This is a genomic window from Thermobacillus composti KWC4, from assembly GCF_000227705.2.
In the GTDB taxonomy this organism is placed as follows: Bacteria; Bacillota; Bacilli; order Paenibacillales; family Paenibacillaceae; genus Thermobacillus; species Thermobacillus xylanilyticus.
Window position 1 is genome coordinate 194,052 of record NC_019897.1, and the last position, 13,619, is coordinate 207,670.

Annotated in this window: 12 protein-coding genes; 9 read left to right on the top strand and 3 right to left on the bottom strand. The window is 61.8% G+C overall.

The window, feature by feature from the left end; all coding sequences use genetic code 11:
* Window positions 1–11 precede the first annotated feature (11 nt).
* The 3 genes from secA (at window position 12) to THECO_RS20300 (ending at window position 4,416) form a co-directional block, all read left to right on the top strand.
* Window positions 12–2,531: a preprotein translocase subunit SecA gene (secA, locus tag THECO_RS00850; protein WP_015253188.1), complete on the top strand. Its 2,520-nt coding sequence runs from the start codon at window positions 12–14 to the stop codon at window positions 2,529–2,531.
* A 41-nt stretch (window positions 2,532–2,572) separates the two neighbouring features.
* Window positions 2,573–3,683 (top strand): peptide chain release factor 2 gene (gene prfB, locus THECO_RS00855; protein WP_015253189.1). Its coding sequence is split into 2 segments (ribosomal slippage): window positions 2,573–2,644 and window positions 2,646–3,683, totalling 1,110 coding nucleotides; the frame shifts between segments, so codons are not numbered across the junction.
* 139 nt (window positions 3,684–3,822) lie between these two features.
* Complete coding sequence (locus THECO_RS20300; RefSeq protein WP_015253190.1) at window positions 3,823–4,416, top strand: coiled-coil domain-containing protein; 594 nt, start codon at window positions 3,823–3,825, stop codon at window positions 4,414–4,416.
* A 58-nt stretch (window positions 4,417–4,474) separates the two neighbouring features.
* Here the strand turns inward: THECO_RS20300 and THECO_RS00865 are convergent, their stop codons facing one another.
* From THECO_RS00865 to THECO_RS00875, 3 genes are read right to left on the bottom strand one after another with little or no spacing between them, the layout of a single operon-like run.
* Window positions 4,475–5,059: a TetR/AcrR family transcriptional regulator gene (locus THECO_RS00865; protein WP_041853733.1), complete on the bottom strand. Its 585-nt coding sequence runs from the start codon at window positions 5,057–5,059 to the stop codon at window positions 4,475–4,477.
* A complete protein-coding gene (locus THECO_RS20305) occupies window positions 5,056–5,700 on the bottom strand; it encodes an ABC transporter permease subunit (RefSeq protein WP_052835788.1) in 645 nt (214 codons plus the stop codon). The genes THECO_RS00865 and THECO_RS20305 overlap by 4 nt, the downstream gene beginning before the upstream one ends.
* Before the next feature lie 5 nt (window positions 5,701–5,705).
* Entirely contained in the window at window positions 5,706–6,608 is a 903-nt protein-coding gene (locus tag THECO_RS00875) for an ABC transporter ATP-binding protein (protein WP_015253193.1), read from the bottom strand.
* Between the two features lie 248 nt (window positions 6,609–6,856).
* On the opposite strand from THECO_RS00875, the gene argC reads away from it, so the two are divergent.
* The 6 genes from argC to THECO_RS00905 are packed head-to-tail and all read left to right on the top strand — an operon-like array spanning window position 6,857 to window position 13,533.
* Window positions 6,857–7,906, top strand: coding sequence for an N-acetyl-gamma-glutamyl-phosphate reductase (argC, locus tag THECO_RS00880; RefSeq protein ID WP_015253194.1), 1,050 nt, complete (start codon window positions 6,857–6,859; stop codon window positions 7,904–7,906).
* A gap of 59 nt (window positions 7,907–7,965) precedes the next feature.
* Window positions 7,966–9,198 carry a bifunctional ornithine acetyltransferase/N-acetylglutamate synthase gene (gene argJ, locus THECO_RS00885; RefSeq protein ID WP_015253195.1) on the top strand — a complete coding sequence of 411 codons (1,233 nt, stop codon included), beginning with the start codon at window positions 7,966–7,968 and terminating at the stop codon, window positions 9,196–9,198.
* Between the two features lie 21 nt (window positions 9,199–9,219).
* On the top strand, window positions 9,220–10,011 hold the full coding sequence (argB, locus tag THECO_RS00890; RefSeq protein ID WP_015253196.1) for an acetylglutamate kinase: 792 nt from the start codon (window positions 9,220–9,222) through the stop codon (window positions 10,009–10,011).
* Between the two features lie 43 nt (window positions 10,012–10,054).
* Window positions 10,055–11,263 (top strand): acetylornithine transaminase, encoded by a 1,209-nt coding sequence (locus THECO_RS00895; protein WP_015253197.1) that lies wholly within the window; start codon window positions 10,055–10,057, stop codon window positions 11,261–11,263.
* A 44-nt stretch (window positions 11,264–11,307) separates the two neighbouring features.
* On the top strand, window positions 11,308–12,267 hold the full coding sequence (gene argF, locus THECO_RS00900) for an ornithine carbamoyltransferase (RefSeq protein WP_015253198.1): 960 nt from the start codon (window positions 11,308–11,310) through the stop codon (window positions 12,265–12,267).
* Between the two features lie 30 nt (window positions 12,268–12,297).
* On the top strand, window positions 12,298–13,533 hold the full coding sequence (locus THECO_RS00905) for an argininosuccinate synthase (protein WP_015253199.1): 1,236 nt from the start codon (window positions 12,298–12,300) through the stop codon (window positions 13,531–13,533).
* Window positions 13,534–13,619: the final 86 nt, after the last annotated feature.

Consider the following 13,619-nt stretch of genomic DNA (forward strand, 5'->3'; position numbering starts at 1 on the left):
GCTCTCACGCCATGCTCGGTCTTGTGAAGAAAATATTCGGCGACGCCAACGAGCGTGAGATCAAACGGTGCCTGAAGACCGTTGAGCGCATCAACGCCTTGGAGCCGGATTTCGCCAGGCTGTCGGACGAGCAGCTCCGCGGGAAGACGGACGAGTTCAAGGAGAGGCTCTCCCGGGGAGAGACGCTCGACGATCTGCTGCCGGAGGCGTTCGCGGCCGTGCGAGAAGCGTCCAAGCGGACGCTCGGCATGCGGCATTTCGACGTCCAGCTGATCGGAGGCATGGTGCTGCACGAAGGCAAGATTGCCGAGATGAAGACAGGAGAAGGCAAGACGCTCGTCGCGACGCTTGCCGCGTACCTGAACGCGCTGGAAGGCAAGGGCGTGCACGTGGTCACGGTCAACGACTACCTGGCCCAGCGGGACAGCACGATGATGGGGCAGATCTACCAGTTCCTCGGCCTGACCGTCGGCTGCAATCTGCACGGCCTGACGCACGCGCAGAAGCAGGAAGCGTACAATGCCGACATCACGTACGGCACGAACAACGAGTTCGGCTTCGACTACCTGCGCGACAACATGGTGCTGTACAAGGAACAGATGGTGCAGCGGCCGCTCAACTTCGCGATCATTGACGAAGTCGATTCGATCCTGATCGACGAGGCGCGGACGCCGCTCATCATTTCCGGCCAGGCGGCGAAGTCGACCGAACTGTACTACGCCGCGGACCGATTTGTCCGGACGCTGAAGGAAGAAGAAGATTACACCATCGACGTGAAGATGCGCTCCGTCACGCTGACGGAAGCGGGCGTCGAGAAAGCGGAGCGCGCCTTCGGCATCGACAACCTGTTCGACCACGCGAACGTGACGCTCAACCACCACGTTCAGCAGGCGCTGAAGGCTCACGCCATCATGAAGCGTGACGTCGACTACGTCGTGCAGGACGGCGAAGTCATCATTGTCGACGAGTTCACCGGCCGTCTGATGGCCGGCCGCCGCTACAGCGACGGGCTGCACCAGGCGATCGAGGCGAAGGAACAGCTCAAGGTGCAGAACGAGAGCATGACGCTCGCGACGATCACGTTCCAGAACTACTTCCGCATGTACCGCAAGCTCGCGGGCATGACCGGCACGGCCAAGACGGAAGAGGAAGAATTCAAGAAGATCTATGGCCTCGATGTCGTGCAGGTGCCGACGAACAAGCCGATGATCCGGGTCGATATGCCGGACATCGTGTACAAGACGGCAAACGCGAAGTTCAAGGCGGTCGTGGAAGAGATCGTCAAACGGCACCAGAACGGGCAGCCGGTGCTGGTCGGCACCGTCTCGATCGAGAATTCGGAGAAGCTGTCCGAGATGCTGAAGCGCCGCGGCATTCCGCACAAGGTGCTGAATGCCAAGTACCACGCGGAGGAAGCCGAGATCATCGCCCGCGCCGGACAGCGGGGCGCCGTGACGATCGCGACGAACATGGCCGGCCGCGGCACCGACATTCTGCTCGGCGAAGGCGTGGCGGAGCTCGGCGGGCTGCATATCATCGGTACGGAACGGCACGAGAGCCGGCGGATCGACAACCAGCTCCGCGGCCGTGCGGGCCGGCAGGGCGACCCGGGTTCGTCGCAGTTCTACCTGGCGCTGGATGATGAACTGATGCGCCGCTTCGGTTCCGAGAATATTATGGGGATGATGGACCGCCTGGGCTTCAGCGAGGATGAGCCGATCGAGAGCAAGCTGGTATCGCGGGCCATCGAATCCGCCCAGAAACGGGTGGAAGGCAGCAACTTCGATACGCGCCGGATCGTCCTCCAGTACGACGACGTCATGAATCAGCAGCGGGAGATCATCTACAAGCAGCGCCGCGAAGTGCTGTTCGCGGACAATATCCGCGAGCATGTCTTCGACATGATCCGGCCGGTCGTCGAGCGGATCGTCGAGGCGCACTGCGCCGACGAGGACATCCCGGAAGAATGGAACCTGGATGCGATCGTCGATTACGCGCACGCCACTTTCCTCAAGGAAGGCACGATCAAGCGTGAGGATCTCGAGGGCCGGGAGAAAGAATCGATCGTCGAGTTCCTTATGGAGGAAGTGCGCAAGCTCTATGACGAGCGCGAGCAGCAGATCGGCGAGGAGACGATGCGCGAGTTCGAGAAAGTCGTCGTGCTGCGCGCCGTCGACAGCAAGTGGATGGACCATATCGATGCGATGGACCAGCTCCGGCAGGGCATCCACCTGCGGGCGTATGGCGGCACCGATCCGCTGCGCGAATACCAGTTCGAGGGCTTCGAGATGTTCCGCGAAATGGTCGAGAACATCCAGGAAGAAGTCACGAAGTATATTATGAAGGCGCACGTCGAGAGCAACGTCCAGCGCCAGGAAGTCGCCAAAGGCCAGACGGAGACCGGCGGCGGCAGCAATCGCGAGACGCAGCGGCGACCGATCCGGCGCGCCGAGCAGCGGGTCGGACGCAATGACCCGTGCCCTTGCGGCAGCGGCAAGAAGTACAAACATTGCCACGGATCGAACGTTTGATCTGCGGCGGAAATTTTCAAATTTGAGGTGACCAGCGAACCATGATTGACGCAAGCGTCAAACAAGACCTGCGCGAGATGGCGAAGCGGCTCCAAGCACTCAGGGGGTCTCTTTGACTTGGATCTCAAGCAGGAGATCATTGCCGATTATGAAGAGAAGATGACGGCGCCCGATTTCTGGGATGACAATGACCGGGCGCAGAAACTGATTGCCGAGCTCAACGCGGTGAAGTCCGTCGTCGAAACCTACAACCGGCTGACGGGCGATCATGCGGATCTCGAGACGCTGCTCGAGTTGGCGGAAGAAGAAGGCGACGAGTCGCTGGAAGCCGAACTGGCGGAAGGCGTGGCCAAGCTCGTCCGCGACATCGGCGATTTCGAGCTGCAGCTTCTGCTGAACCAGCCGTATGACCGGCTGAACGCGATCCTCGAACTGCACCCGGGCGCCGGCGGCACCGAGTCGCAGGACTGGGCGCAAATGCTCTACCGGATGTACACCCGATGGGCGGAAAAGCGCGGCTTCAAGGTGGAAGTGCTCGACTATCTGCCCGGCGACGAAGCCGGCATCAAAAGCGTGTCGATCCTCATCCGGGGGTATAACGCGTACGGCTATCTGAAAGCGGAAAAAGGTGTCCACCGGCTCGTCCGCATTTCGCCGTTCGACGCGTCCGGCAGACGCCATACATCGTTCGTCTCCTGCGACGTCGTGCCGGAGATTGACGACGACGTCGAGATCGAAATCCGGCCGGAGGATCTGAAGATCGACACGTACCGCTCGAGCGGCGCCGGCGGCCAGCACGTCAACAAGACGGAATCGGCGGTCCGGATCACCCATATCCCGACCGGCATCATCGTCGCGTGCCAGTCGGAACGCTCGCAGATCCAGAACCGCGAGCGGGCGATGAAGATGCTCCGTTCGAAGCTGTACGAGCTGAAGATCGAAGAGCAGCGGAAAGAACTGGCGGCCATTCGCGGCGAACAGACGGACATCGCGTGGGGGAACCAGATCCGCTCCTACGTCTTCCATCCGTACAGCATGGTGAAGGACCATCGCACCCAATACGAGACCGGCAACGTGCAAGCGGTGATGGACGGGGAGATCGACGGCTTCATCGACGCTTATCTGCGCAGCCAGATCCGGCAAGATTCGTAAATTTTAATCCTTCGATTCGACCATCCATGATATAATCGTCGTGGAACTGCCCCGTGATCTGCGGTTGCCCATTGCCCCAGGCCGCGCGCCGCGATCCGTTCCATAACCTGAAGCAAATCGGGAGGATGGATCGGAGCCTATGGAAAGCAGCATTCTTCAAGCGCTCGCGCAGATGGAAAGCCGGATCCGCGAAGACATCGGCGGACTTCGTTCGGAAGTCGGCGAACTTCGGGTGAAGGTGGATGGTCTCGAATCAAGGATCGATGGACTCGAGTCGAAGGTAGACGGACTTGAGACAAGGATCGGCGGGCTCGAGTCGAAGATGGACCGACTTGAGTCAAGGATGGACGGACTTGAGTCAAGGATGGACCGACTTGAGTCAAGGATGGACGGACTCGAGTCGAAGGTAAACGGACTTGAGTCGAGGATGGATGGGCTCGAGACAAGGATCGGCGGACTTGAGTCGAGGATGGACGGGTTCGAGTCGAAGATGGATGGTTTGCGCGCGGATGTTGACGAACTTCGTTCGGAGACCGGCAGGCTTCGTTCGGATGTCGATGAGCTTCGTCAGGAAATGAACCGCCGGTTTGACAATATCGAAGAGAAGCAGATCGAACTGATTGCGCGCTATACCAGCATGCACTCACGCAAACTGGAAGCCGACCGTTTTGAGATCGATGCGTTGAAACTCCGTGTCGATCGTCTCGAATACATTACGAAACATATGGCATGACGACCAGCCGCCCGGACGCTCACCGGGCGGCTTGCTGTTCGTTCGGATTTAACCACTTCTACGGTTGGGCGGACCAATCATTCGGCGCGGCGATGCCGTACAGGAACATTGTGCGGAACTGCTCGCCGAGCAGCCGCAAATCGTGGAACTGGGCCAGCACGTCGGGCCGGGCGAAAAACTCGGTGACGCCCTGCATGTACACCATCAGGATGTGGGGGGACAGTTCCTTGCGGATGACGCCTTCCTCCTGGCCGCGCACGATCAGGTCGCGCAGCTGGTCGTGCATGTGCTCCCGGTAATAGTGCAGCAAGTCCGCTGTGATCTGCGGATACAGCTCCAGGCTTTCCCGGATGAACCGCTCGGGCACGACAGGCATGTTCCGGTAATCGAGGATCGACGCGAGGGCCGACAAGGTGTCCGGGCTTTCCTCGATCTTCCGGTTCATGATCTCGTGCTGTTCCCGCACATAGCGTTCCATCACCGCGCCGACCAGCCGGTCCTTGCTTTGAAAATATTTGTAGATCGTCATTTTGGCGGCCGGGACGGCGGCAGCGATGTCATCCATGCTGACGTCGGCAACCCCCCGGGCAAAAAAGAGTTCCGTCGCCTTCTCCAGAATCTGCTCCCGTTTGTTCCGTTTCAAATCCAACCCACGTCTCCCGTCTTCGGCATTCCGCGGCCTTCAGGTTGTCTCAGCCGGCAATGTCTTTGTTGTGATAATACCCGATGGCTCCTAAGGCGCACAAGAGACTGACCAGCACCATGACCGCCGCGCAGGGCGCGTCCAGTCCGCCGTTTTCCACGATGGCGGCCGCGTCCGTGAAGGAGAACAGGCTCACATGGCGCAAACCCCGTGCAGGCGAAGCTGACCGCGGTGATGACAGCATTCAGCACGAACAGGTTGGTGAGCACGGCGGCCAGCTTCTGACCCGTCACCTCAATTCGGGTGACCGGCTTGGAGAGCAGGAACTCGGCGGTATGATCGTTTTCCTCCTTCGCCAGCATGCCCGCCGCAAGCAGCGCCGCGTACACGCTGCCGACCAGCGTGTTGATCAGGTGCACTTCTACGCCGTAGAAGCCTGTATACGTGCCCAGATTCAAGGTGTCCATGCCGAACACTTTGGCGAGCGGCTCGGGGAACACGTTCAGCATCTCTTCCGCCGTCTGCGCATCCTCGGCGAAGGGCGGATACACGCTCATCATCATCAGCACCAGCCCGCCCAGAACCGCGCTCCAAATGACGAGGCTTTTCACATTGCTCAGGAGTTCCCGTCTGTAAATCATCCGCTTCACGCCCCTTCCTGGTCCGTCTTGTATTCGTGCATGAAAATTTCCTCCAGCGACGGCTCCCCGATGTGGATGTCCGTTATGGGAAGGCGCCGGGCATAGTCCAGCAGGTCGCGGACGTTGCCGCTGAAGAGCAGCGTCAGGACGCTGCCGCTGATGTCCTGCCGGATGATGCCGGGAAGATCGGTTTCACGCACCGGCTGCGGCCGGACATCCGCGGGAAAGGTAACCATCACCGTTTTGTAGCTGCTCCGGATCAGCCCGCTCACCGATTCCACCCGGACGAGCCGGCCGTCCCGGATGATGGCGACGCGTCCGCACATCCGCTGCACTTCGCTGAGAATGTGGGAAGAGAAGAAAATCGTCGCTCCCCGTTCCTGTTCCTCCTTCAACAGTTCAAAAAACGCATGCTGCATGAGCGGGTCGAGCCCGCCGGTCGGCTCGTCGAGAATAAGCAGCCGCGGACGATGCAGAAGCGCCTGGATGATGCCGACCTTCTTCCGGTTGCCGAAACTGAGATCCGCGATTTTGCGCGACAGATCCAGATCAAGCCGCTCCGCCAGATGCCGCATGCGGTTTTCATCCAATTTCCCGTAGAAGCCGGCGGAATAGCGCAGGAGATCCACCGCTCTCATATCGTCGTAATAGTGCACTTCACTCGGCAGGTAACCCGTCTCGCGCCGAATGTCCAGGGACTGACGCACGACATCTTTGCCGAACACCCTGGCCGATCCCGCCGTGGGGCGGATCAGATTGAGCAGAATGCGGATCGTCGTGCTTTTGCCCGCGCCGTTCGGACCGATGAAGCCGAAAATTTCTCCCTCTTCAATGGTAAAGGACAGTCCCTCAATGCCCCGCCGCTTCCCGTACCGCTTCGTCAACCGGTCCAGTTCCACAATCGCCATTCGGATCCCCCATTTCAAGAAAATATACTTAAAATAATATTTGAGTATATTATAAAACGTATTACCGCCATGTAACAAGACATTATTATACCATTAATAACAAACTAGTATATTTTTCTGCTGGCAATGCATCGTTGTATTTTCATGTAACTCGTTGTATAATGATACAGACTTGTGCGCTATTTATTCCGCTGCCGCCATGGTGTAGAATGGGGAAGTCAGCATACGAATGGGAGAGGAACGGACAGATGGAAACGAAGATCAGGGCGGCGATCGTCGGCTCGACCGGCTATGGCGGCGTGGAGCTGATCCGGCTGCTGGAGGCCCATCCGAAGGTCGAGATTGCCGCGGTGCTGTCGTCGTCCAGCGCGGGTGAACCGCTTGCGGCCGGATATCCGCATTTGACGGAAATCCGCACGGATGTGCTGGAAGCGATCGACCCGGCATCGCTCGCGAGGAAAGCGGACGTCGTGTTTCTCGCGACGCCGGCGGGCGTTGCTGCGAAACTGGCGCCGGAGATGCTGGAGGCCGGACTGGACGTGATCGACATCTCCGGCGACTTCCGGCTGAAATCGCCGCAGATTTATGAAGCGTGGTACAAGAAGCCGGCTGCCGATCCGGCGTGGCTGGAGCGCGCCGTCTACGGGCTCGCCGAAGTGTTCGGCGAAGATGTGCGCGATGCGCGGCTCATCTCGAACCCGGGCTGTTACCCGACGGCTTCGCTGCTCGGGCTCGTGCCGGCCGTGCAGGCGGGGTTCATCGACCCGGCGACGATCATCATCGACGCGAAGTCCGGCGTATCCGGCGCGGGCCGCGGCGCAAGCCTCGGAACCCATTATGCGGAAATCAACGAGAACTTCAAGGCTTACAAAGTGAACCAGCATCAACATATCCCCGAGATTGAGCAGGCGCTCACCCGCGTCGCGGGCCATGAGGTGACGGTCACGTTCACGACCCATCTCGTGCCGATGACGCGCGGCATTATGGCGACGATGTACGCGACTGTGGCGGGCGGCCGCACGCAGCGGGATTTCATCGACCTGTACCGAAGCTACTACGAGAACCGCCGGTTCGTGCGCGTGCGTCCGGAAGGCGCGCTCCCCGCGACGAAGGAAGTGTACGGCTCCAACTACTGCGACATCGGCTTCGCCGTCGATGAGCGGACGGGGCGCGTCACGATCGTTTCGGTTATCGACAACCTCGTGAAGGGCGCGGCCGGACAGGCGATCCAGAACCTGAACCTGCGCATGGGCTGGGACGAAGGGCTCGGTCTGAACTTCGTGCCGGTGTATCCGTGACAAGCGCATGCCCTTATTCCTCAAAATCTATGATCCTGCAAGGAGACCACGATACGAACATGGGACAAGAGTTGCCATTCGAGGCCGTGCCGAACGGCTCCATTACGACGCCGATCGGCTTCAGGGCCGGCGGTCTGCATTGCGGCCTGAAGAAGACGGACCGCAATGACCTCGGCGCCATCGTCTGCGAAGTGCCGGCGGCGGCCGCCGCCGTCTACACGACGAACCAGATCCAGGCGGCGCCGCTCAAGGTGACGCGCGAAGGGCTCGGGAAGGAAGGCCGGCTGCGCGCCGTGCTCGTCAACAGCGGCAACGCGAACGCCTGCACCGGAGAGGCGGGCGAAGCCGACGCGCGCGAGATGCAGGAGACGTTCGCGCGGACCCTCGGCGTTCCGCCGCATCAGGTCGCGGTCGCGTCGACCGGCGTCATCGGCGAGCGGCTCAAGATGGATTGCGTCCGCTCCGGCATTGCCGAAATGCCGGCGAAGCTGAGCGGGGATGCCGAAGGCGCGGAAGCGTTCTGCCAGGCGATCCTGACCACCGACCTCGTGAAAAAAACGGTGTGCGTGAAGCTCGACGTGGGCGGCAGGACCGTCCATGTGGCGGGCGCGGCGAAGGGTTCGGGCATGATTCATCCGAATATGGCGACGATGCTCGGCTTCATTACGACCGACGCCAACATCGGCGGCGAGGCGCTGCAGGCGCTGCTGCGGCAGGCGACAGACGTGACGTTCAACATGATCACCGTCGACGGCGACACGAGCACGAACGACATGGTCGTCGCGATGGCGAGCGGGCTGGCCGGCAATGCGGAACTTGCGCCGGATCATCCCGACTGGAGCAAGTTCGCCGCGGCGTTCACCCATGTGTGCGAAGTGCTGGCGAAGGCGATCGCCCGCGACGGCGAAGGCGCGACGAAGCTGATCGAAGCATGCATCGCCGGCGCGGCGAGCGACGACGACGCCCGTGCGATTGCGAAAACGGTCATCGGTTCGTCGCTTGTCAAATCGGCCGTTTTCGGGGCCGACGCGAACTGGGGCCGCATCATCGCGGCGGTCGGCCGCGCCGGGCGTCCGATCAATCCGGCGACGATCGACATTTCGCTCGGACCCATCAAGGTACTGGAGCAGTCCCGGCCTGTGCCGTTCGATGAGGACGAGGCGCTCGCCTATCTGAAAGGCGACACCGTCCGGATCGACGTCAACCTGAACATGGGCGAAGGCCGGGCGGTCGGCTGGGGCTGCGACCTGACGTACGATTACGTGCGGATCAACGCCGCATACCGGACTTGACGGGAAGGAACGATTGAGGCGATGGGACAAGAACGGTTTGTGATGAAATGCGGCGGCAGCACGCTCGCCGCTTTGCCTGATTCTTTCTTCGACGACCTGCGCGGGCTCCAGGAAGACGGATACCGTCCCGTCATCGTGCACGGCGGCGGTCCGGCCATTTCGGAGATGCTTGGCCGTCTCGGCATCGAGTCCGAGTTCGTGAACGGCTTGCGCAAGACGGACGAGGCGACGCTCGATGTCGTCGAGATGGTGCTGGCGGGCCGGATCAACAAGGAAATTGTGCGCAGGATCCAGTCAAGCGGCGCGAAGGCGCTCGGCCTCTCCGGCACCGACGGCCTGCTGATCCAGGCCCGGCCGGTTGCCAACGCTGACGAGATCGGCTTCGTCGGCGACGTAACCGGCGTGAACGCCGAGATCATCGAAGGCGTCATGGCGATGGGCTACATCCCGGTCATCGCGCCGATCGGCATCGACGATAGCGGGCAGCGCTACAACATCAACGCCGACACGGCGGCGGGCGCCGTCGCGTCGCAGCTCGGCGTCGATCGGATGATCGTCGTCACCGACGTGCCCGGCATCTTGCGCACGATTGACGGCGAGAAGCGGGTGCTGCCGTCCGTGACGACGGCGGAGATCGACGAGATGATTGCGACCGGCGAAATCTACGGCGGCATGATCCCGAAGGTGAAATCGGCCGTGCAATGCATCCAGGGGCGCGTGCGCGAAGTCGTCATCATCGGCGGCGCCGAACCGGGCGCGTTCGCCCGTGCGGTGCGCGAAGGCGGCGTCGGCACGCGCATCGTGAAGTCCTGAACGGGGATCATTCCAAATAAATCTTTGAAAGGTGGCGCGGCGAATGAGCGGAGCGCAAGGAACGGAGGGCGCGGCAAGCGCGTTGTTCCCGACATACGCCAGATTCCCGATCGCGCTCGTCAAGGGGCAGGGCAGCTGGCTGTGGGACGATCAAGGGAACAAGTATCTCGATTTCATGTGCGGGCTGGCGGTGACGAACCTCGGGCACGTGCCGGCGCAGGTGAAGGAAGCGCTCGTGAAGCAGCTTGACGAGCTGTGGCACGTGTCGAACCTGTTCGGCATCCCGGGACAGGAAGAAGCGGCCCGACTGCTGACGGAAAACAGCCATGCGGGCGCCGTCTTCTTCTGCAACTCCGGCGCGGAGGCGAACGAAGCGGCGATCAAGCTGGCGCGTAGATACAACAAGAATGTGCTGAAGAACGGACGTTATGAAATCATTACATTCAAGCAGTCGTTCCACGGCCGCACGCTCGCCACGCTGACGGCGACGGGGCAGGACAAGGTGAAGGACGGCTTCGATCCGCTGCCGCCGGGCTTTGTCACCGTGCCGATGCATGACGAGCAGGCGCTGCGCGAAGCGATCACGGACAAGACGGCGGCGATCATGCTCGAGATGGTGCAGGCGGAAGGCGGCATCATCACGGTCGATCCTGCATTCGTGAAGACGATCGTACGACTGTGCGAAGCGCACGGTCTGCTCCTCATCGTCGACGAGGTGCAGACCGGCATGGGCCGCACGGGCAAACTGTTCGCGTTCCAGCATTACGGCATCGAGCCGGATATTTTCACGCTGGCGAAGGGGCTTGGCAGCGGCTTCCCGGTCGGCGCAATGCTGGCGAAGTCGGGGCTCGCCGAGGCGTTCGGCCCGGGCAGCCACGCCTCGACGTTCGGCGGCACGCCGATCGCGATGGCCGCGGTGAAGGCGACGATCGAGACGATGCTCGCCGAGAACGCGCCGCAGCGCGCCGCGGAATCCGGCGAATACCTCAAGTCACGGCTTAAGGAGAAGCTGGCGGGCAGCCCGATCGTGCGCGAAGTGCGCGGGCTGGGGTTGATCGTCGGCATCGAATGCGCCGAACCGGTCGCCGGATTCGTGTCGGAAATCCACCGCCGCGGCCTGCTCGTCGTAACGGCCGGACCGAACGTGATCCGGCTGCTGCCGAACCTGCTCGTGACCCGCGAAGAGATCGACCATGCCGTCGACATTCTGGCCGGCGTGCTGACCGGACAGGCGGCGGCCGCGCAATCGTAAGCGGCGCGCACGGGCGCTCGCATTCAGAAGGAGTGATGGATGAGATGCCGAATCTGCTCAACGAAGAGATTGCCGCTTCGCTCAAAGGGCGAGATTTTCTCGCACTCGCCGATTTCAAGCCGGAAGAGATCCGCTGGCTGATCGATCTGGCGATTGAACTGAAGCGTAAGTCTAAAGCCGGAGAAGTGTACCAGCCGCTCAAGGGCAAGACGCTGGGCATGATCTTCGAGAAATCGTCGACCCGCACGCGCGTCTCGTTCGAGGTCGGCATGTACCAGCTCGGCGGATACGCCCTGTTCCTGAGCCGGAACGATCTGCAGCTCGGCCGCGGCGAGACGATCTCGGACACGGCGCAGACGATGTCGCGCTATCTGGACGGCATCATGATCCGCACGTACGCGCACCGCACGGTCATCGAGCTGGCGCGGACCGCGACGATTCCGGTCATCAACGGGCTGACCGACTATGCCCATCCGTGCCAGGCCTTGGCCGATTACCAGACGATCCTCGAGCACAAGGGCCGGCTCGAAGGGCTGAAGATCGCCTACATCGGCGACGGCAACAACATGGTTCACTCGCTGCTCGTCGGCGCCGCCAAGCTTGGCCTGCACATGTCCGTCGCGTCGCCGGAAGGCTATGAGCCCGATGCCGAGCTGATCCGGCAGATGCAGGAGACGTGCAGCGAGACGGGCGCATCGATCCGTGTCGTGCGCGAGCCTCGCGAAGCGATCGAAGACGCCGATGTCGTCTACACCGACGTCTGGGCGAGCATGGGCTTCGAGGCGGAGCAGGAGGAGCGGGCGAAGGCGTTCGCCCGTTACCAGGTGAACGAGGAACTGGTGCAGTACGCGAAGCCCGACTTCGTCTTCATGCACTGCCTGCCGGCGCACCGCGGCGAAGAAGTGAGCCCGGGCGTGATCGACGGCAAGCATTCGATCGTCTTCGACGAAGCCGAGAACCGGCTGCACGCGCAGAAGGCGATCATGGCCGCCATCATGGCGTGATTCATTTTCGACAAGGAGCGGAAATCTGATATGGCCAAGGAGAAAATCGTGCTCGCCTACTCCGGCGGGCTCGATACGTCAGTCATCCTGAAGTGGCTGAAAGAAACCTACGACGCGGAAATCATCGCCTTCACGGCCGACATCGGCCAGAAGGAAGAACTGGACGGTCTCGAGGAGAAAGCCTTCGCGACCGGCGCATCGAAGGTGTACATCGACGACCTGCGCGAAGAATTCGCGCGCGACTTCATCTTCCCGATGTTCCAGGCGGGAGCGCTCTATGAAGGGCAATATCTGCTCGGCACGTCCATCGCCCGTCCGCTCATCGCGAAGCGGATGGTCGAGATCGCCCGGGCGGAGGGCGCGACGGCGATCGCGCACGGCGCGACCGGCAAGGGCAACGACCAGGTGCGCTTCGAACTGACGGCGGCTTCGCTCGCGCCGGATATCAAGGTCATCGCGCCGTGGCGCATCGAGGCGTTCCGCGAGCAGTTCCCGGGCCGGGCGGAGATGATCGCCTACGCCGAGAAGCACGGCATTCCGGTGAAGGCCACCGCCTCGAAGCCGTACTCGATGGACCGCAATCTGCTGCACATCAGCTTCGAGAGCGGCATGCTCGAAGATCCGTGGTTCGACGCGAGCGCCGCGTCGAACCGGGACATGTACGTGCTCAGCGTGTCGCCGGAAGAGGCGCCGGATGAGCCGGAATACGTCGAACTCGAGTTTGAGGCCGGCAACTGCGTCGCGATCAACGGCGAGCGCATGACGCCGCTGCAGGTGATGGAGAAGCTGAACGAACTCGGCGGCAAGCACGGCATCGGCCGCGTCGACATGGTCGAGAACCGGTTCGTCGGCATGAAGAGCCGCGGTGTGTACGAGACGCCGGGCGGCACGATCCTGTTCACCGCCCACCGGAAGATGGAGTCGCTGACGATGGACCGCGAAGTGATGCATCTGCGCGACTCGCTCATTCCGAAGTACGCTTCGCTCGTCTACAACGGGTTCTGGTTCGCACCCGAGCGGCTTGCGATCCAGGCGCTCGTGACGGAGAGCCAGAAGAACGTCACCGGCACGGTCCGGCTGAAGCTCTACAAGGGCAATGTCATCGCCGCCGGCCTGAAGAGCCCGGTCAGCCTGTATAATCCGGACATCGCGACGATGGAAGCGGACCCGACGCAGGCCTACGACCAGGGCGACGCGACCGGGTTCATCCGGCTCAACGCGCTGCGGCTGAAGGTCGCCGCTGCCGCGCAGGCGAAACAGCGCTGAACCTGAGAGGGCTGACCGCTTGCCGGGGGCAACGCCCCGGAGGCCAGGACGGCCCTCTTTTTTGGGAAACAAGGCGAACCAATTCC

Excerpts from the sequence above, each read along its gene's own strand:
- secA (WP_015253188.1), top strand. The coding sequence starts at position 12 with ATGCTCGGTCTTGTGAAGAAAATATTCGGCGACGCCAACGAGCGTGAG.
- THECO_RS20300 (WP_015253190.1), top strand. The coding sequence starts at position 3,823 with ATGGAAAGCAGCATTCTTCAAGCGCTCGCGCAGATGGAAAGCCGGATC.
- THECO_RS20305 (WP_052835788.1), bottom strand. The coding sequence starts at position 5,700 with ATGATTTACAGACGGGAACTCCTGAGCAATGTGAAAAGCCTCGTCATT.
- THECO_RS00875 (WP_015253193.1), bottom strand. The coding sequence starts at position 6,608 with ATGGCGATTGTGGAACTGGACCGGTTGACGAAGCGGTACGGGAAGCGG.
- argC (WP_015253194.1), top strand. The coding sequence starts at position 6,857 with ATGGAAACGAAGATCAGGGCGGCGATCGTCGGCTCGACCGGCTATGGC.
- argJ (WP_015253195.1), top strand. The coding sequence starts at position 7,966 with ATGGGACAAGAGTTGCCATTCGAGGCCGTGCCGAACGGCTCCATTACG.
- argB (WP_015253196.1), top strand. The coding sequence starts at position 9,220 with ATGGGACAAGAACGGTTTGTGATGAAATGCGGCGGCAGCACGCTCGCC.
- THECO_RS00895 (WP_015253197.1), top strand. The coding sequence starts at position 10,055 with ATGAGCGGAGCGCAAGGAACGGAGGGCGCGGCAAGCGCGTTGTTCCCG.
- argF (WP_015253198.1), top strand. The coding sequence starts at position 11,308 with ATGCCGAATCTGCTCAACGAAGAGATTGCCGCTTCGCTCAAAGGGCGA.
- THECO_RS00905 (WP_015253199.1), top strand. The coding sequence starts at position 12,298 with ATGGCCAAGGAGAAAATCGTGCTCGCCTACTCCGGCGGGCTCGATACG.